General features: G+C 70.7%; 17 protein-coding genes, 1 tRNA gene and 1 pseudogene. 10 read left to right on the plus strand and 9 right to left on the minus strand.

Features of this window, described 5'->3' with window-relative positions:
* The first annotated feature begins 39 nt into the window (after window positions 1-39).
* A complete protein-coding gene (locus ACFYY8_RS00625) occupies window positions 40-1,233 on the plus strand; it encodes an amino acid deaminase/aldolase (protein ID WP_390035720.1) in 1,194 nt (397 codons plus the stop codon).
* Between the two features lie 15 nt (window positions 1,234-1,248).
* Here ACFYY8_RS00625 and ACFYY8_RS00630 read toward each other — a convergent pair whose 3' ends face one another.
* The gene (locus tag ACFYY8_RS00630) at window positions 1,249-1,587 is read right to left on the minus strand and encodes a DUF3618 domain-containing protein (protein WP_390035722.1); all 339 of its coding nucleotides are present in this window, start codon (window positions 1,585-1,587) and stop codon (window positions 1,249-1,251) included.
* A gap of 112 nt (window positions 1,588-1,699) precedes the next feature.
* Here ACFYY8_RS00630 and bcp point away from each other — a divergent pair, with 112 nt between their 5' ends.
* The 8 genes and pseudogenes from bcp (at window position 1,700) to ACFYY8_RS00670 (ending at window position 8,840) form a co-directional block, all read left to right on the plus strand.
* Window positions 1,700-2,164 (plus strand): thioredoxin-dependent thiol peroxidase, encoded by a 465-nt coding sequence (bcp, locus tag ACFYY8_RS00635; RefSeq protein WP_390035724.1) that lies wholly within the window; start codon window positions 1,700-1,702, stop codon window positions 2,162-2,164.
* A gap of 341 nt (window positions 2,165-2,505) precedes the next feature.
* A pseudogene (locus tag ACFYY8_RS00640) lies at window positions 2,506-2,676 on the plus strand (HNH endonuclease); the annotation flags it as partial.
* Between the two features lie 30 nt (window positions 2,677-2,706).
* Window positions 2,707-2,780 (plus strand) — tRNA-Leu (locus tag ACFYY8_RS00645).
* Between the two features lie 7 nt (window positions 2,781-2,787).
* Window positions 2,788-3,051, plus strand: a complete 264-nt coding sequence (locus ACFYY8_RS00650) for a type II toxin-antitoxin system ParD family antitoxin (protein WP_390036942.1) — start codon at window positions 2,788-2,790, stop codon at window positions 3,049-3,051.
* Between the two features lie 309 nt (window positions 3,052-3,360).
* Entirely contained in the window at window positions 3,361-4,617 is a 1,257-nt protein-coding gene (locus tag ACFYY8_RS00655; RefSeq protein ID WP_390035726.1) for a sensor histidine kinase, read from the plus strand.
* 58 nt (window positions 4,618-4,675) lie between these two features.
* Window positions 4,676-5,344: a response regulator gene (locus tag ACFYY8_RS00660; RefSeq protein WP_390035728.1), complete on the plus strand. Its 669-nt coding sequence runs from the start codon at window positions 4,676-4,678 to the stop codon at window positions 5,342-5,344.
* Between the two features lie 221 nt (window positions 5,345-5,565).
* Window positions 5,566-6,336 carry an ABC transporter ATP-binding protein gene (locus tag ACFYY8_RS00665; RefSeq protein WP_390035730.1) on the plus strand — a complete coding sequence of 257 codons (771 nt, stop codon included), beginning with the start codon at window positions 5,566-5,568 and terminating at the stop codon, window positions 6,334-6,336.
* A 2-nt stretch (window positions 6,337-6,338) separates the two neighbouring features.
* Window positions 6,339-8,840 (plus strand): ABC transporter permease, encoded by a 2,502-nt coding sequence (locus ACFYY8_RS00670; RefSeq protein WP_390035732.1) that lies wholly within the window; start codon window positions 6,339-6,341, stop codon window positions 8,838-8,840.
* 45 nt (window positions 8,841-8,885) lie between these two features.
* On the opposite strand, the gene ACFYY8_RS00675 is transcribed toward ACFYY8_RS00670, so the two are convergent.
* The 8 genes from ACFYY8_RS00675 to ACFYY8_RS00710 all read right to left on the minus strand — a co-directional run bounded on the left by ACFYY8_RS00675 (window position 8,886) and on the right by ACFYY8_RS00710 (window position 15,473).
* The gene (locus tag ACFYY8_RS00675) at window positions 8,886-9,143 is read right to left on the minus strand and encodes a hypothetical protein (protein ID WP_390035734.1); all 258 of its coding nucleotides are present in this window, start codon (window positions 9,141-9,143) and stop codon (window positions 8,886-8,888) included.
* Window positions 9,140-9,847 carry a toxin glutamine deamidase domain-containing protein gene (locus tag ACFYY8_RS00680; protein ID WP_390035736.1) on the minus strand — a complete coding sequence of 236 codons (708 nt, stop codon included), beginning with the start codon at window positions 9,845-9,847 and terminating at the stop codon, window positions 9,140-9,142. Before ACFYY8_RS00680 ends, ACFYY8_RS00675 begins: the two co-directional genes overlap by 4 nt.
* Before the next feature lie 146 nt (window positions 9,848-9,993).
* Window positions 9,994-11,541 (minus strand): molybdopterin-dependent oxidoreductase, encoded by a 1,548-nt coding sequence (locus ACFYY8_RS00685; RefSeq protein WP_390035738.1) that lies wholly within the window; start codon window positions 11,539-11,541, stop codon window positions 9,994-9,996.
* Between the two features lie 46 nt (window positions 11,542-11,587).
* Window positions 11,588-12,238 (minus strand): XTP/dITP diphosphatase, encoded by a 651-nt coding sequence (locus ACFYY8_RS00690; protein ID WP_390035740.1) that lies wholly within the window; start codon window positions 12,236-12,238, stop codon window positions 11,588-11,590.
* Entirely contained in the window at window positions 12,196-12,912 is a 717-nt protein-coding gene (rph, locus tag ACFYY8_RS00695) for a ribonuclease PH (protein ID WP_390035742.1), read from the minus strand. The genes ACFYY8_RS00690 and rph overlap by 43 nt, the downstream gene beginning before the upstream one ends.
* Window positions 12,913-12,932: 20 nt before the next feature.
* Window positions 12,933-13,688 carry an MBL fold metallo-hydrolase gene (locus ACFYY8_RS00700; RefSeq protein WP_390035744.1) on the minus strand — a complete coding sequence of 252 codons (756 nt, stop codon included), beginning with the start codon at window positions 13,686-13,688 and terminating at the stop codon, window positions 12,933-12,935.
* A gap of 58 nt (window positions 13,689-13,746) precedes the next feature.
* Entirely contained in the window at window positions 13,747-14,604 is an 858-nt protein-coding gene (gene murI, locus ACFYY8_RS00705) for a glutamate racemase (protein ID WP_390035746.1), read from the minus strand.
* Between the two features lie 77 nt (window positions 14,605-14,681).
* Window positions 14,682-15,473 (minus strand): thioesterase family protein, encoded by a 792-nt coding sequence (locus ACFYY8_RS00710; RefSeq protein WP_390035748.1) that lies wholly within the window; start codon window positions 15,471-15,473, stop codon window positions 14,682-14,684.
* A 240-nt stretch (window positions 15,474-15,713) separates the two neighbouring features.
* Here ACFYY8_RS00710 and ACFYY8_RS00715 point away from each other — a divergent pair, with 240 nt between their 5' ends.
* Window positions 15,714-17,519: a DUF3352 domain-containing protein gene (locus tag ACFYY8_RS00715; protein WP_390035750.1), complete on the plus strand. Its 1,806-nt coding sequence runs from the start codon at window positions 15,714-15,716 to the stop codon at window positions 17,517-17,519.
* The last annotated feature ends 99 nt before the right edge of the window (window positions 17,520-17,618 follow it).

The following is a 17,618-nucleotide window of genomic DNA, read 5'->3' on the forward strand; positions in this document are numbered from 1 at the left end:
CACTGCTCATATTAGTCGTTTTACGGCTATTCTGCGGGCATGGACGACCGTCAGCGCTACGACCGGGCGACAGCGCACCTGGATCCTCCGTTCGCCGTGCTGGACCTGGAAGCCCTGCGCTCGAACGCCTCCGCCATGGCCCGGCGGGCGGGCGGCAAACCGATCAGGGTCGCCAGCAAGTCCATCCGCTCCAGGCCCCTGCTCGAACGGATCCTCGCCATGGACGGCTTCGCCGGAATCATGGCCTTCACCCTGCCCGAGGCCCTCTGGCTGGTCTCGAACGGACTGCGGGACGTGCTCGTCGCCTACCCCACCACCGACAGGGCCGCGCTGACCGAACTGGCCGCCGACCCCGTGGCGGCACGGGAGATCACACTGACGGTCGACAGCGCCGACCACCTGAACCTCGTGGACGCCGCGATCAGCGACCTCCCCCACCGCCACGAGATCCGCATATGTCTCGACATCGATGCGGGGTTCGTGGCCTTCCGCGGCAGATTCAGGGCCGGAGCGCACCGCTCCCCGGTACGCAGGCCCGACCAGGCGGCCGAACTGGCGGCCACCATCGCCAAACGCCCCGGCTTCCGCCTGGTCGGCGTGATGGCCTACGAGGCCCAGATCGCCGGAGTCGGCGACGACCAGCCGGGCAACCCCGCCCTCACCCGGGCCGTCCGCCTCATGCAGGCCCGCTCCCGCCGCGAACTCCTCGTCCGCAGGGGCCGCGTCGTCCAGGCCGTCGCCCAGCTGGCCGACCTGGAGTTCGTCAACGGCGGAGGCACGGGCAGCATCGACCTGACCGCCAGGGAGAGAGCCGTCACCGAGGTCGCCGCGGGATCCGGCTTCTTCCACCCTCGCCTGTTCGACTTCTACCGCGGCTTCACCGGACGCCCCGCCGCCATGTTCGCCCTGCCCGTCGTCCGCCGCCCCGCCCCCGGCGTCGTCACCGTCCTGGGCGGCGGCTACCACGCCTCAGGTCCTCCGGGGCGGGACCGCCTCCCCCACCCCTACCTGCCCCACGGCCTGCGCTACGCCCCCGGTGAGGGCGCCGGCGAGGTCCAGACCCCGCTCCTCGGCCCCGCCGCGCACGACCTGAGGACCGGCGACCGGGTCTGGTTCCGGCACGCCAAGGCCGGTGAACTGTGCGAGCGCTTCACCGCCCTGCACCTGATCGAAGGCGAGGAGGTCGTCGAGACCGTCCCCACCTACCGCGGTGAGGGCCGCACCTTCCTGTGACCCGGCCCGCCCGCCTCAACGGCGGCGGCGCCGCCACAGCATGACCACCGCGGTGACCGCCAGCACGGCGCCCACGCCGATCAGCACCGGCGCCAGGCTCGGCTCCTCCTCGGCCCACAGGCCCTGCGGCTCGTCCCCCGGCTTGACCGGACGCGGCGTGACCCCGACCACGTCCCCCACCTTGTCTCCGACCGAGACCAGGAACCGCCTCGCGCTCGTCTCGGCCTTGGCGACGGTCCTGCGCGCGACGTTCTTCGGGCTCACCCGGTCGGCGATGGCGTCAACCGTCTTGGCCAACTCCGCGCGGGTCCGCTCGATCCTCCGCTCAAGCTCCGCGGGATCGGTGTCCGCCATCGGATCTCCTCTCGTCACCCTTGACATTGATCAGTCTGTCAGGTCCGGTCCGCCCGCGGCACTTCGGGCAGGCCGGTAAGTTGACCCGGGAACGAGTCCACGGAGGAAACCCATGAAACTAGAGCCCGGCGACGCCGCCCCGGACTTCGCGCTCCCCGCCGCCGACGGCAGCACCGTCTCCCTCGACGCCTACCGCGGCAAACGTGTGATCCTCTACTTCTACCCCGCCGCGATGACCCCCGGGTGCACCAAGCAGGCCTGCGACTTCCGCGACAGCCTCGAATCCCTGGCCGCCGCGGGCTTCGCCGTACTCGGTGTGTCCAAGGACACCCCGGCCAAGCTCGCCAAGTTCGTCGAGCACGACGCCCTGACCTTCCCCCTGTTGTCCGACCCCGGCCTGGAGGTCCACCAGGCCTACGGCGCCTACGGTGAGAAGACGATGTACGGCAGGACCACCGTGGGCGTGCTGCGCTCGACCTTCGTCATCGACGCGGACGGGAAGATCGAGAAGGCTCTCTACAACGTGAAGGCGACCGGTCACGTGGCCCGCCTCCGCCGCGAACTCGGTGTGGACTGATCCCCTTTTTTCGCCATTTAATGTGATTGGTGCATGCCCCAGGAATTGTCGGTCTCTTTCCGTAACCTCGGGGCATGCCGGCGAAGTACAAATACACCCCAGAAATGCTGGCCGAGGCCGCGGCCGCCTCCCTCAGCGTCACCGGCGTCCTGCGCCGCCTCGGCATCACGATCGCGGGCGGAAACCACGCGCACATCAGCCGCCAACTGAAACGCCTCGGCATCGACACCTCACACTTCCGCGGCCAGGCCCATCACCGTGGACGTCGTTCCCCCCGACGCCTGCCCCCCGAGGAGATCCTCCTGATCCGTCCGTCCGGATCCCTCAGGACCAAGCCCCCGATGCTCCGCCGTGCGCTCCAGGAAGCCGGGGTGCCCTACCGGTGCGGTGCCTGTAAGATCGAGGGCACCTGGGAGGGCGCGCCCCTCACGCTGCACGTCGACCATCTCAACGGCGACTGGCTCGACAACAGAATAAACAACTTGCGATTCCTCTGCCCGAACTGCCACTCTCAGACAGAGAACTTCGCGGGAAAAAACAAAGGGGCCGTAGCCCAACGGCAGGAGGCAGCGTCTTTAGGTGGCGCGCAGTATGGGTTCGAATCCCATCGGCCCCACAATAAAATGGAAAACGAAACGCAGGCGTTCGCCCCGGTGACCGTCAGCGTCACCCTGGCCCCTCAGGACGCCGCCTTCGTCGAGGCGTACGTCACCCAGGGCAGGGCCCCCTCCCGATCCGCCGCCCTCCGCGAGGCCCTCCGCCTGCTCCGCGCCTCCGCCGACGGCCTCCCCCCACCAGTCGTTCCCTCCCGGAACGGCCGTGTGGAGATCGCCGATGTCGAGTCCTCCCCGGTGGGGGACCTTCCCTCCGGCCCCAGGACACGGTAGCCGCACGCGCGCGGCCGTTCCCCGGACAGGCCGGGGGTCGGAAAAGGTTGAGAGGGGCCCGTCAGCGGGGGGCCGGGAATGACGACGGGCCGCGCGATGCGTCCTCTTCATCGCGCGGCCCGGCATTGTTGTGATCCGCCATCACAAACAATCTCTCCCTTTACTCACCCCGGAGGGTGCTCCCGAAAACCATGGTGCCCGCAGGGGCGTAAGAGGGGTGTAAGGGCCCTGGAGATGCGACCTGGGTCGTAGGCGCGGTTCCGCCCTGAGGGGGAAGGGCATTGATCTGCGTATACGTATCGTGGTGACGTGTTCGGCAGATTACTCGACTGGAGCCGTCGGCATCCCGGTGCCGTGGATGCTCTCTGGCTGGTGCCTTTCGCCGCGATCTCGGTGGCGAACGGGTGGTTCGTCGCGAACCTGACGGGTTCGGGGGCGAGGAGTGTGCCGTGGCCGGGGGTCGTGACGGGGCCGTGGGCGATCCTGGTGTTCGGGCTGATGGTCGTGGTTCCGCTGTTGTGGCTGCGGCGGCATCCTCTGGGGGTCTTCGCGGCCGTCTCGCTGGGGAGTTTCCTGCAGTGGCTCGCCGGGGTCGATCCTCTGGCGTTCAACGTGTCCGTGCTGATCGCCATGTACGCCGTGGCCGCGCGGCGCCTGTTGCGCTGGGCGGTCGCCGCGGGCCTGGTGGCGGAGCTGGGGCTGGCCCTTTCCTTCGGGCGACTCGTGACATATCCGGATTTCGTGAGCTGGGCCAGCCTCTCCGTGTTCGTGGTGGCGATCTGGATCGCGGGCATCTACGCCAACACCCGCCGCCGTTATCTGCTGAGCCTCGAGGAGCGGGCCGTACGGGCCGAGCACGAGCGTGACCAGCAGGTACGGCTGGCCGCCGCGGCCGAGCGGACCAGGATCGCCCGTGAGCTGCACGACGTGGTCGCGCACAACGTGAGTGTGATCATCGTTCAGGCGGACGGCGCGGGGTACGCGATCGACAACGATCCCGAGCAGGCCAGGGAGGCCATGCGGGCCATCTCGTACACGGGCAGGCAGGCGCTGGCCGAGATGCGCAGGATGGTCGGTGTGCTGCGCACCGACGGCGTGTCCGGGGCGGGCTCCCTCGAGAAGGGTTCCGGGGAGGGCAGGAGCGAGGAGTACGCTCCGCAGCCGAGCCTGTCGCAGCTGGACGACCTGGTGGCCCAGGTGTGCGCCTCGGGGGTGCCTGTCGAGTTGCGGGTCACCGGCCCGGCCCAGAGTCTGCCCGAGGGGGAGCAGCTGACGGTCTACCGGATCGTCCAGGAGGCGCTGACCAACACGCTCAAACACGGCGGCCCCGGCAGCAGCGCGGTGGTCGAGATGGAGTACGGTCCGCGTGAGCTGCTGGTCCGGGTGACCGACGACGGGCGGGGCGCGGCGGCGCCGCGGAGTGTGGACGGGCACGGCCTGGTCGGTATGCGGGAGCGGGCGGCGATGTTCGGCGGAAGCGTCGAGGCGGGTCCGCGCCCCGGTGGCGGGTTCCGGGTGACGGCGCGGTTGCCGATCGGCGAGATGGGCAGGAGCAGGGCCGCGTGAGGGAGGCCGGGCGGAAGGGTGCCGGGGAGCGGTTTCCCGGTGGGAAGGTGGGTGGCCGGTGATTCGCGTGATGCTGGTGGACGACCAGGCGCTTCTGAGGGCCGGGTTCCGCATGGTGCTGAACGCCCAGCCGGACATCGAGGTCGTCGCCGAGGTGGGTGACGGGGCGGCGGCGGTCGAGGTGGCCAGGGGCGGCGGTGTCGACGTGGTGCTGATGGACGTGCGGATGCCGGTGATGGACGGCGTCGAGGCGACCCGTCTGATCCGCGCCGCCGAGGACGGGCCGCGGGTGCTGATCCTGACGACGTTCGATCTGGACGACTACGCGTTCACGGCGTTGAAGGCGGGGGCCTCCGGGTTCCTGCTGAAGGACGTGCCGCCTTCCGACCTGGTCAGCGCCATCCATTCGGTGCACAGCGGGGACGCGGTCGTCGCGCCGAGCACGACCAGGCGGCTGCTGGAGCGCTTCGCCGTGCATCTTCCCTCGCCGGGTACGTCGGAGCCGACGGTGCTCGGTGGCCTGACGGCGCGGGAGCGGGAGGTGCTGGTGCTGGTCGCCCGCGGTCTGTCCAACGGGGAGATCGCCGAGCGGCTCGACCTGGCGGAGGCGACGGTCAAGACGCATCTGGGCAGGGTGCTGGCGAAGCTGGGGTTGCGGGACCGGGCCCAGGTGGTGGTCTACGCCTACGAGTCCGGGCTTGTGACGCCGCACTCGACGGATTCGTGAGCCCTTCCCACTCGGGGCGTTTCGTGAGCCGTCCCCGCGATACAGGTCCCCGGCTCGGCCGAATGGCCGATACGGGGGCTACGTCACGGGTCGTAGTCGCCCGGGAACAAGCCTCCTTCGGCGGAGACCGACTCTGTCCCGCAGGCCGATGAACGGCCCTGCCCTGCGCCAATAGCGTTCTTCCAGTTCGCAAGAAACGCTTTTGGCAAGGAGACAGAGACGTGACCATCACCGGAGAGGTCGGCGCGGGGCACGCGCGCAGGGACACGGCGGCGGCCGTGGTGGCCAGGGGCCTGACCAAGGTCTACGGCCAGGGAGACGCGGCCGTGGAGGCCCTCCGGGGAGTGGACGTCTCCTTCGCGGCGGGTGCCTTCACCGCGATCATGGGGCCCTCCGGGTCCGGCAAGTCGACGCTGATGCACTGCCTGGCCGGTCTGGACACCGTCACCCACGGGCAGGTGCACATCGGCGAGGTCGAGCTGACGGGTCTCGACGACAAACGGCTGACGCTGCTGCGCCGCGAGCGGATCGGGTTCATCTTCCAGGCGTTCAACCTGCTGCCGACGCTGACCGCCGAGCAGAACATCAGGCTTCCGCTGGAGATCGCCGGGCGGCAGGCGGACCAGGTCCTGTTCGACCGGGTCGTGGAGACCGTCGGCCTGCGGGAGCGGCTCGGGCACAGGCCCAGCGAGCTGTCCGGCGGCCAGCAGCAGCGGGTGGCGGTCGCCCGCGCCCTGATCAGCAAGCCGCAGGTCATCTTCGCCGACGAGCCGACCGGCAACCTGGACTCGCGCAGCGGCGCCGAGGTGCTGTCGTTCCTGCGCACGTCGGTGCGTGAGCTGAACCAGACGATCGTGATGGTCACCCACGACCCGGTCGCGGCGTCGTACGCCGACCGGGTGATCTTCCTGCGGGACGGCCTGCTGGTCAGTGAGCTGTTCCAGCCGACCCCGCAGAGCGTGCTGGACACGCTGATGAAGCTGGAGGCCTGAAGGTGCTCAAGACGACCTTCGCCGGGCTCAGGGCACGCAAGCTGCGGCTGCTGCTCACCTCGCTGGCCATCGCGCTCGGGGTCGGCTTCATCGCGGGCACGTTCGTGCTCACCGACACCATGCAGGCCGGTTTCACCCAGAAGTTCGGCGCGGCGGCCGACAAGATCGACGTCGCCGTGCTCCCCTCCCCCGGCAAGGGGGACGTTCCCCAGGCCGTGCTGGAGAAGGTCCGCGCCGTCGGCGGCGTCGCCGAGGCCCAGGGCCTCGTACGGGGCACCTCCGCGCTGATCGGCAAGGACGGCAAGGCCGCCGGTGACTACCCGACCTCGGGGGTCTCCATCGTCCAGGGGCCGCTGAGCCGTACCTCCATCGTCAGCGGTTCGGCGCCGAGCACCGCGACGCAGGTCGTGCTCGACAAGAACACCGCCAAGACGCGGGGGTTCAAGGTCGGAGAAACCGTCGCGGTGCTCGACTCCAAGAACGTCAGTCACGAGTTCACGCTGGTCGGGCTGTTCGACGTCGGCCTCGACCAGGAGCTGGCCTACACCGGCGCGGTCGGCTTCGTCACCGAGACGGCCAGGGCGATGACCGGTGAGAAGGGCTACCGGGAGATCGACGTCGCGGCGGCCGAGGGGGTCTCCCAGGAGGACGCGCGCGCCGCGGTCGTCAAGACCCTCGGGGCCGGTTACGAGGTGAAGACCGGCAAGCGGTACGCCGACGACATGGTGAAGGCCAACGGCGCCGACAGCCAGTTCCTCACGATGGGTCTGTTGCTGTTCGGCCTGGTGGCGATGTTCGTCGCGGCGCTGGTCATCTACAACACCTTCAACATCCTCGTCGCCCAGCGGACCCGGGAGATGGCGTTGCTGCGCTGCATCGGCGCGACGCGCGGGCAGGTGTTCGGCTCCGTCCTGCTGGAGTCGGCGGTGGTGGGCCTGATGTCGTCGCTGCTCGGCCTGTTGCTCGGGTACGGCATGGGCGCGGGGGCGATGGTGGTGCTGCGTACCTCCGGCGCTCCGCTGCCCGAGGCGACCGCGACCCTGACGCCGTTCACCGTGGCGCTGGCCGTGGCGGTCGGCATGGTCGTCACGGTCGGGGCGGCCCTGCTGCCCGCGCGTTCGGCGACGCGGGTGGCGCCGATCGCCGCGCTGCGCGCCCAGGTGGAGGAGCACACCTTCAGGGCGGGGGTCGTGCGGGTGGTCATGGCGGCGTTGTTCCTGGTCGCCGGGGTCGCGGTCACCGTGGTCGGGGTGACGACGGATCCCGGCCAGGCGGCGCTGTTCACCGTGATGGCCGGCGGCGCGCTGGTGTTCTTCGCGGTGCTGATCCTCGGGCCGGTGATCGTCAGGCCGCTGGGCGCCTTCGTGGGCTGGCTGCCGGGCAGGCTCTTCGGGGTGCCGGGCAGGCTCGCGCTGGACAACTCGGGGCGCAACCCGCGGCGTTCCGCGACCACGACGGTGGCGCTGACCGTCGGCGTGACGCTGATGACGCTCATCTCGGTGCTCACCGGCACGCTGCGGCTGACCTACTCCCAAAAGCTCGACGAGCAGTTCCCCGTCGACTACATGGTCCAGGCCCAGGACCGCGAGTCGCGTCTGCCGCGTGACCTGGCGGAGAACCTGCGGACCAGGCCGGAGCTGACCTCGGTCGTCGCGATCCGCCAGACCGACGTCAAGGCCGGTGACGAAGACGCCCTCTACCAGGCGGGAACGTTCGCCGCCACCCGGGACTTCGCCCCGGCCTTCACCTCGGGGTCGGTCGGCGCGCTCAAGCCGGGGACCGTGGCGGTCGCGGGCTACGTGGCCAAGAATCTCAAGGTCGCGGTCGGCGACCGGCTTCCGCTGCGCACGAAGAAGGCGGGCCGGGTCGAACTCACGGTCGTCGGGGTCTTCGACGCCGATCAGACGGGCCTGGCGGAGCTGACGGTTCCCTCGGCCGACTTCGACCGTTACTTCGGCGTGGTCGATGACAGCCGGATCCTGGTCAACGCCAAGGAGGGGGTCGCCTCCGACGTGACGCGCAAGGTGGTCGAGGCGGCGGCGCAGCCGTACCCGACGGCGAAGGTGGCCAGTTCCACGGAGGTCAGGAGCGGGTTCGACGAGGCGCTCGACATGAGCGTGATGATCATCACAGGGTTGCTCGGGCTGGCGGTGCTGATCTCGCTGCTGGGGATCGCCAACACGTTGTCCCTGTCGGTCCACGAGCGGACCAGGGAGTCTGCGCTGCTGCGGGCGCTGGGCCTGACCCGGTCCCAGCTGCGGGCGATGCTCTCGGTCGAGGCCCTGATCCTGGGGCTCATCGGGGCGCTGGTCGGGGTGGTGCTCGGTGTCGTGTTCGGCTGGGCCGCCGCACGGACCGCGACGACCGGCGTCGTGTTCACCGTTCCCGTGCCGCAGGTCCTGGCGTTCGTGGTGCTGTCCGGTCTGGCGGGCGTGCTCGCCGCCGTGCTGCCCGCCCGCAAGGCCGCTCGGGCCTCGGTCGTGGACGCCCTGGCCGCGGGCTGACCGGTGCCGGGGCGCCTCACGGGGTGCCCCGGCCCTCCGCCCGGTTCATCCGGGGTGCTGGTCGGCGATGGTCTCCGGGTTGAGGAGGGGTCTGATCGTGATCTCCCCGGTGGCCTTGTCGATCACCAGGCATCCGCCGCCGACCGTGTCGGGCGGCACTCCGGGGTCGTCGGGCTCGGGCTCCTTGGCCCAGGCGACGTATCCCTCGGCGAAGTCGTAGATCCGGATCTCCACGGCGGCGTCGAGGCCTCTGACGCCGTTGAAGTACTCCTCCGCGACCGCCCTGGCCTGTTCGAGGTTCACAGCCTGCGTCCCTCCGCGTCGAGGATCACGCAGAACACCCCGGTCACGGACTTGTAGAGCGGCTCATCCGCGAGGTTTCCGAGCTGCGCGTCGAGCCAGAGCGCCTCTCCGGACGCGTTCACCGCGTTCCAGGCGTGGCTGCCGCCCCCGGGCCAGCGGTTGACGATGATCGCGGCGGATCCGTGGCCACCGGCCAGCAGCGCCCGCCCGATCGGGTCGTAGGCCTGTCTTCCCTGCCCGAGGTACTGGAAGCGCTGCCCGAGCCACCGTTCCGCGCGGGCCGCCCCGCCTTCCTCCCCGGTCAGCAGGGGTCTGCCGGCCCGGTCGTACTCCGGCCGTCTCGGCGCGGCGACGACCGGCGTCCCGTACCAGGTGGACAGCACCGACAGGGCGCAGTCCAGGGAGTTGGTCGCCCGGAACGGGTCGTCCGCCGCTCCGGCCCCGTTGATCGCCTTGATCCACTCTCCCCGGGGGTCGGGGAAGCGCGTGGGCGTTCCCTCCTCGGTCACCGGCACCGAGCACAGCAGGTCCTCCTGGATCTGCGGGTCCGGCATCACCAGCCCGCCCACCGCGCCGTACGGCCTGCACCGGTCCAGCCTGACCGGCCGCCACGGAACCCGCTCCGGCTCCCTGGGCGGCGCCACGACGACCGAGGAACGCGGGTCGAGTTCGAAGTCCCGCCACCGCTGCCCGTCCGCGGTCACCACGGGGTTGTACGTCCCCGTTTGTAATACCGCGGTTGAAAACGCCTGTTCCACCGGTCCCCCTCGGCCTCGTTTCGGGCCGATGTTAGGGCGCTCCGCCGTACGGCACCGGTGAGTTGACCAGATCTGGAAGGAGCGTCCCCGGCTCAGGTGACCCGGACGTCCACGGTGTGCCAGCCGGTGGCGCCGTCGGGGCCCACGGGGGCGCGTTCGGCGGTCTGGGTGTAGCCGGTGGCGTCGGTCGCCCGCACCTCGATGGTGTGCTCGCCCGGGGTGGCGTCCCAGTCGTCGATCACCCACTGGCGCCAGGTGTCGGCGGTCGGCGCCTGGGCGAGTCTCGCCTGGCGCCACGGCCCCCGGTCGATCCTGACCTCGACCGCGTCGATCCCCTTGTGCTGTGCCCAGGCGACCCCCGCGATCACCGTACGGCCCGCGGGCAGGTCGGCCCCGTCCCTGGGCAGGTCGATGCGCGACTCGGTCTTCACGGGTCCCTTCGCCGCCCACCCCCTGGGAGTCCAGTAGGCCTCGTCCCGATCGAAACGGGTGACCTTGATGTCGGTCACCCACTTGGTCGCCGAGACGTATCCGTACAGGCCGGGCACGACCTGGCGGACCGGGAAGCCGTGCGCGAAGGGCAGCGCCTCACCGTTCATCGCGAAGGCCAGCAGGGCGTCACGGCCGTCGAGGACGACGTCGACCGGGGTGCCGCAGGTCCAGCCGTCGGCCGAGGTGCTCAGCAGCATGTCCGCGTCCCGGTGCACGCCCGCGTCGCGCAGCACCCCCGCCAGGTCGGCCCCCAGCCACCTGGCGTTGCCGACGTAGGGGCCGCCGACGTCGTTGGAGACGCAGCACAGCGTGACGTCCGCCTCGACCACGGGCCGTTTCAGCAGGTCGGCGAAGGTCAGTTCGACGGGTCTGTCCACCATGCCGTGGATCCTGAGGGTCCAGGAGCGGGGGTCGACCTGCGGCAGCACGAGGGCGGTGTCCACCCGGTAGAAGTCCGCGTTCGGGGTGACGAACGGCGACAGTCCCTTGATCCTCAGGTCGGCCCCGGCGGGGATCGGGGGAAGCGGGGTCGCGGGCCCGGGCAGCCTCAGGGAGGCCCTGGCCGCGCTCACCGCGGAGCGTCCCGACGTCAGCGCCTGGCCGATCACGCCGCTCACCCCGGCCAGCGCGAGACCACCCGCCGCCCCGATGAGCAGTCCGCGCCGGTCGATCGCGGCGCCCTCCCCGGAGGTCGTGGAGGCCGGGCCCCGCAGGGCGCGCCCGGTCAGCAGGCGCAGGGTGGCGATGCCGGCGACCACCCCCGCGAGCGTGGGAACGGCGTCCAGGACACCCGCGTCCGGCCGGGTCAGGGCGGCCGAGACGCCGACCACGCCGAAGGCCGCCAGCCCCGCGGTGCCGTACCTGAGGTCGCGCAGGGCCAGCGTCCCGATGGCCGCGGCGATCACGGCGAGGACCACGAGTATGCCCGCGACCAGGACGTTCTTGTCGTTCTCCCCGAAGACGCGGATCGCGAACTCCTTCGCCCCCGCGGGGGCGAGGTCGACGACGGCGTCACCGACCGCGACGACGGGGAAGGCGGACGCCCTGACCAGCCCCGCGGCCAGCAGGGAGACCCCCAGCGCCGCCGCGCAGGAAACCAGGCCGATCAGCGGGCCCGCCCACCCGGGCGCACGTCTGTTGCTCTCCATGCCTGCGACGTTACGCCTGTCCACGCGCCGGTCGCGGCGCGCGTCCTCAGCCGAGGAGTTCCGCGATGACGGGGGCCAGGGCGCGGAAGGCACGGCCCCGGTGGCTGATGGCGTTCTTCTCCTGGGCCGAGAGCTCGGCGGTCGTACGGCTCTCGCCCTCGGGCACGAAGATCGGGTCGTAGCCGAAGCCGTTGGCGCCGCGCGGGGCGTCGATGATCACCCCGTTCAGGGTGCCCTCGATGATGCGTTGCTCACCGGAGGGCAGCGCCAGCGCCGCCGCGCACGCGAAGTGGGCGCCCCGGTGCTCCTCCGGCACGTCGGACACCTGGGCGAGCAGCAGTTCCAGGTTCGCCTGGTCGTCGCCGTGCCTGCCCGCCCAGCGGGCGGAGAAGATGCCCGGCATGCCGTTCAGCGCGTCGACGCACAGGCCGGAGTCGTCGGCGATGGCGGGCAGTCCCGACTGTTCGGCGACGGCGCCCGCCTTCAGCAGGGCGTTCTCGGCGAAGGTCAGGCCGGTCTCCGCGACGTCGCCGATCTCGGGGAACTCCTCAAGCCCGAGGATCTCGGCCGTGATCGAGGCGTCGGCCAGGATCCGGCGCAGCTCGGCGATCTTCCCGGCGTTCCTGGTCGCCAGGACCAGTTTGATCGAGGAGCTCACGCCAGCACCTCGCGCTGCAGGCGGGTCAGCTCCACGCATCCGGCGGCGCCGAGGTCGAGCAGTTCGTCGAGGGCGGCCCTGTCGAACGGCTTGCCCTCGGCGGTGCCCTGGACCTCGACGAACTGGCCGCTTCCGGTCATCACCACGTTCATGTCGGTCTCGGCGGCGACGTCCTCGGTGTAGCAGAGGTCGAGCAGCGGCGTGGAGCCGACGACGCCGACCGAGACGGCGGCGACGGAGTCGATGAGCGGGTCACCCGCGCACATCTTCCGCTCACGCATCCACCGCACCGCGTCGGCGAGGGCGACGTAGGCGCCGGTGATCGCGGCCGTGCGGGTGCCGCCGTCTGCCTGGAGCACGTCGCAGTCGATCACCACGGAGTTCTCGCCGAGCGCCTTGTAGTCGACGCAGGCCCGCAGGGAACGGCCGATGAGGCGGGAGATCTCGTGCGTCCTTCCGCCGATCCTGCCGCGCACCGACTCACGGTCGTTGCGGGTGTTGGTCGCCCTGGGCAGCATGGCGTACTCGGCGGTCACCCACCCCTGGCCGCTGCCCCTGCGCCAGCGGGGCACGTTGTCCTGCACGGAGGCGGCACACAGCACCCTGGTGCCGCCGAACTCGACGAGCACCGACCCCTCTGCGTGGGCGAGCCAGCCACGGGTGATGGTGACGGGGCGGAGCTGATCGGGAGAACGTCCATCTGCGCGAGCCATGGACCTCACCCTAGGGCCTTTCACGCCTCCAGGTCGTAGTGGGCGCCGCTGCGGGCCAGTTCGATCCGGCCCGCGAACCCGCCCCGCGACGCCTCGTCGAGAACCCGTTCGGTGGCGTTCCAGGGGACCAGGTGGGTCAGCACCAGGGTGCCCGCGCCCGCCGCCGCCGCGTGTTCGGCGGCCTGGCGGCCGGTCAGGTGCAGGTCGGCGGGCAGGTCGGGGCCCTCGACGAAGGAGGCCTCGCACAGGAACACGTCCACCCCCGAGGCGAGTTTGACCAGTTCGGCGGACTCCCCGGTGTCCGCCGAGTAGGCCACGGAACGGCCGCCGTGGGAGACGCGGAAGCCGTAGGTCTCGACCGGGTGGTTCACCCTGGCGGCCGTCACCTCGAAGGGGCCGACCTGGAAGACGCCGGGCGACAGCCGTACGAAGTCGAAGGCCGTCTCCAGGCCCGGCTCGCCGGGCATGCCGTAGGCGGCGGCCAGGCGCCCAGGCGCGTCCGCGGGGGCGTGGACCGGCACGCGGGGCAGCGGGCCGTGCGGGGAGTAGGTGCGCACCACGTGGTAGGAGCAGATGTCGAGACAGTGGTCGGCGTGCAGGTGGGACAGGCAGATCGCGTCCACGTCGTAGAGGCCGATGTGCCGCTGGAGCGCGCCGAGCGAGCCGTTGCCGAAGTCCAGCAGCATGCGGAACCCCTCGGCCTCCAGCAGGTAGCAGGAGGCGGGGCTGTCAGGGCCCGGGAAGCTCCCGGAGCATCCGATGATCGTCAGTTTCACGGCGGCCTCCTACTCGCTGTCTGTCACGTTACGTCGCGTGCCACCGGGGGCTCCCACCTCAGCGGGTCATCCGGTGGACCCGCTGCCCGTTTCCCCTGACGGGCCCGCCGTCCCCGGCGCCGTCACCGACCGTCGCGAGTTCGACCGCCTGGATCTCCGGGCCGAGGAAACGCTGGCCGAGCCTGGCGAACAGGTCGGTGTCCCCGGTGGTGGTGAACCTGTGCGCGGCGGGGCCGCCGGTCGCGGCCATGCCACGGTCGTGCAGGACGCGGTAGACGTCCTTGGCCGTCTCGTCCGCACTGGAGACCAGCGTGACGCCGTTGCCCGCGACGTAGGAGATGGGGCCGGTGAGCAGCGGATAGTGGGTGCAGCCCAGGATCAAGGTGTCACAGCCGTCGCGCAGCACGGGTTCGAGATACTCCCGGATGGCCTCGATGACCTCCTCGCTCGTCGTCTCCCCCCGTTCGACGAACTCCACCAGGCGGGGCGCGGCCACCCCGGTCAGCCTGACGTCCGGGGCGGCGGCGAAGGCGTCCTGGTAGGCCATCGACTCGATCGTGGCCCTGGTCCCGATCACCCCGACCCTGCCGTTCCTGGTCGCCTGTACGGCCCGGCGCGTCGCGGGCTGGATGACCTCGACGACCGGCACGTCGTAACGCTCGCGGGCGTCCCGCAGCACCGCCGCGCTCGCGCTGTTGCACGCGATCACCAGCATCTTGACGTCGTGCTCGACGAGGTGGTCCATCACCTCAAGGGCGTAGGCCCGCACCTGCGCGATGCTTTTCGGCCCGTACGGCTGGCGTGCGGTGTCCGCCACGTAGAGGAGTGACTCGCTCGGCAGCTGGTCGATGATCGCCCTGGCCACCGTCAGGCCGCCGACCCCGCTGTCGAAGATTCCAATGCTTGCTTGCGACACGGTTCCCAAGGTTAGGCGACCTGGGACGACCGCTCACGGTAAGAATCCTCACAACACGATCAATCATCGCGAAAAGATCAGCCGCGCCCCACCCTGGCGAGTTGCCGCGACTGGGCGACGAGGCGTCCGGCCGAGTCCCAGACCTCGACCTCCTCGTCGAACCAGCCGTCGCCGATCAGCCGTCCGCCGCCGAGCAGGGTGAGCCAGCCGGGGGCGGGCAGGGCGCGCAGGTGCCAGGTGAGGTCCACGGTCGGCGCCCAGCCGCGAGCGCCCGCGGAGAAGACCACCGGCGGCAGGCAGTCGACGGCCATCGCCAGCACGTAGGGGTCGGGCTCCTTCCCCTCGGCCAGCCGGAAGTAGGCGCGGGCCTCGGGACGCCCGGTGGGCCTGCCGTCGAGCCAGCCGACGGTCGGCGGGTCGAAGGCCAGTTCCATCCGCTCGTTGAGCGTCATGCCCGAACCGGAATCGGGGACGGGCGGCCTGAAGCACTCCTCGATGGGGGGCATGGTCGCCGAGGGACCGTCGCTCCAGTCGGGGGCGACGTCGTTCAGGGTGGCGGTCGTGACGAGGGTCTCGATCAGCGGGACGTCGTCCTGCAGGAGGGTCGCCCTGGTCATCGTGACGGTCCTGCCCGACTTGAGCGGTTCGAGCCGCACCCTGGCGGGGCCGGGCGGGGCGACGCGCAGGAACTGCGCACTGGTGGTCACGGGGTGCTCGTGCGGGGAGGCGTCCACGACGGCGCGCAGCAGTACGGCCAGCAGGTAGCCCCCGTTGAGCGGCCCCCCGACGGCGTATCCGGGGTCCAGGTACACGTCGTAGGTGGTCTCGTCCACCCGGACCGCCCGCGTCGCCTCATCGAACTTCGTCATCCACGCTCCCCGAACTATATTCTGGAAGGGTCACTCTATCGGGTTTGACCGGGATTCCTGGCTCCCCTTGGCATATGTCACCTTTTGGAAGAAGACGGGGTGTTTCCCAGGGAGATCAGCGATCTCCGGCGTGCGGACGCGTTGGATGGAGCAATCGCGTGGTTAGTTCAATGCAAGCGGGTTGCTACCGATGTGCACTAACTTCTCGGTATCCGAGAGAAGTCCACATTGTGAGTGAGCATGTCTGCCAACAACCCCCCCGGCCAGCCGCCCTACCCGGGCCAGGAACCTGACAGGACGATCGCCTACCGGCCACAACCTCAGGGCTACCCCCAGGACGGCGGTTACCAGCAGCCCGGCTACGGCCAGCAGAACCAGGACCAGCAGGCCTACGGCCAGCAACAGGCGTACGGTCAGCAGCCCGGTTACGGTCAGCAGCCCGGTTACGGTCAGCAGCCCGGCTACGGCCAGCAGGCGTACGGTCAGCAGGCGGGGTACGGCCAGCAGGCCCAGCCGGGTTACCCGCAGAACCACGGCCAGCAGCCCGGCTACGGCCAGCAGCCCACCTGGCAGCAGAACCCGGACTTCCTCGGCCCCGGGCAGCCGACCCCCCGGCCCGCCAAGAAGGGCAGGGGCTGGCTGATCGGGTTGATCGCCGCGCTGGTCGTCGCCCTCGTCGGCGGCGGTGGCGCCTTCGCGGTCAGCCTGCTGAGCGGCGGCGGCACCCAGCCCCACGACGTGCTGCCCGGTGACGCGATCGGCTACGTGCGCCTGGACCTCGACCCGGCCGCCAACCAGAAACTGGCGCTGTTCAGCATCGCCAGGAAGTTCGACGTCACCCGCTCCTCCTTCACCGGGGACGACCCGCGCAAGGCGCTGTGCGACCTGATCAAGGAGGACGGCGGCCTGGACAAGATCAACTACGCCACCGACGTCGAGCCCTGGCTCGGCAGCCGCATCGGCGTCGCCGTGCTCTCCCCGACCAAGGCGGGCGCGGAGCCGGGCGTGGTCGTGGCCGTGCAGGTCTCCGACCAGGACAAGGCGAAGGCCGGGCTCTCCAAGCTGATGGGCGGCGCGAAGTACGGCGTCGCCTTCCGCGAGGACTACGCGCTGCTCGCCCAGACCCAGGACCAGGCCGACCAGGCCGTCAAGGTCGCGCCGCTGTCCGACAACACCGCCTTCTCCGACGACCTGAACGCCCTGGGCGAGACCGGTGTCCTGTCCTTCTGGCTCCACGCCGGGAAGATCGCCGACTTCGCGCCCGAGGTGGCCACCACCAACCCCGAGGCGCTCGCGCAGATCAAGAACCTCAGGGTCGCCGGCGCGCTGCGCTTCGACGGCGACTACGTCGAACTGGCCGGCGTCACCCGTGGCGCGCAGAACCTGGACATGGGCCAGCCCGAGACCTCCAGGATCAGCACGCTTCCCGCATCGACCGCCGCCGCCCTGTCCATCTCCGGCCTCGGTGACGTCGTCGGCAAGCAGTGGGCCCAGATCCTGAAGTCCGCCGACCAGACCGGTGCCGGTCTTCAGCGGTTCGCCGACCAGGCCCAGCAGCAGTACGGCCTCGCCCTGCCCGCCGACCTGTCCACGCTGCTCGGCAAGAACCTGACCCTGGCCCTGGACTCCAGGGGCCTGGACGCCAACCAGCCGAGGTTCGGCGCCCGCGTCATCACCGACCCCGCCAAGGCGCAGGAGATCGTCGCCAAGATCGAGAAGGCTCTCGCCGACTCCGGCACCACGACCCCGCAACTGGCCAAGGCCCCCGGCGACGGCAGCTTCGTGCTGGCCAGCTCCCCCGAGTACGCCGCCGAACTGGCCAAGGACGGCGCCCTCGGCGACAACGAGGGCTTCAGGCTGGCGGTCCCCGACGCCGAGAAGGCGACCTTCGCCGCCTACGTCGACCTTGACAAGCTGGAGCACCTCTACCTGCAGAACCTCCAGGGCGAGGAGCGGGCCAGCCTCCAGGTCCTGAAGGCCGTGGGCATCAGCGGAACCCAGTCGGGCAGCGACTCGACCTTCTCCATGCGACTGGTGTTCAACTGACCCTTCCCGAACCCACCGCCCGAGGGCGGGCGTCCCACCCGGGGCGCCCGCCCTCGGCGTTTCTCCCCGCCGCGAACCACAACCCGCGCCCCTACGGTG

The organism is Streptosporangium sp. NPDC001559 (genome assembly GCF_042893955.1).
Lineage (GTDB): Bacteria > Actinomycetota > Actinomycetes > Streptosporangiales > Streptosporangiaceae > Streptosporangium.

Bases quoted from the DNA above. Each gene is read 5' to 3' on its own strand.
- ACFYY8_RS00650 (WP_390036942.1), top strand. From the start codon at position 2,788: ATGGAAAACGAAACGCAGGCGTTCGCCCCGGTGACCGTCAGCGTCACC.
- ACFYY8_RS00685 (WP_390035738.1), bottom strand. From the start codon at position 11,541: ATGGAGAGCAACAGACGTGCGCCCGGGTGGGCGGGCCCGCTGATCGGC.
- rph (WP_390035742.1), bottom strand. From the start codon at position 12,912: ATGGCTCGCGCAGATGGACGTTCTCCCGATCAGCTCCGCCCCGTCACC.
- ACFYY8_RS00690 (WP_390035740.1), bottom strand. From the start codon at position 12,238: ATGCGTGGAGCTGACCCGCCTGCAGCGCGAGGTGCTGGCGTGAGCTCC.
- bcp (WP_390035724.1), top strand. From the start codon at position 1,700: ATGAAACTAGAGCCCGGCGACGCCGCCCCGGACTTCGCGCTCCCCGCC.
- ACFYY8_RS00630 (WP_390035722.1), bottom strand. From the start codon at position 1,587: ATGGCGGACACCGATCCCGCGGAGCTTGAGCGGAGGATCGAGCGGACC.
- ACFYY8_RS00625 (WP_390035720.1), top strand. From the start codon at position 40: ATGGACGACCGTCAGCGCTACGACCGGGCGACAGCGCACCTGGATCCT.
- ACFYY8_RS00710 (WP_390035748.1), bottom strand. From the start codon at position 15,473: ATGACGAAGTTCGATGAGGCGACGCGGGCGGTCCGGGTGGACGAGACC.
- ACFYY8_RS00715 (WP_390035750.1), top strand. From the start codon at position 15,714: ATGTCTGCCAACAACCCCCCCGGCCAGCCGCCCTACCCGGGCCAGGAA.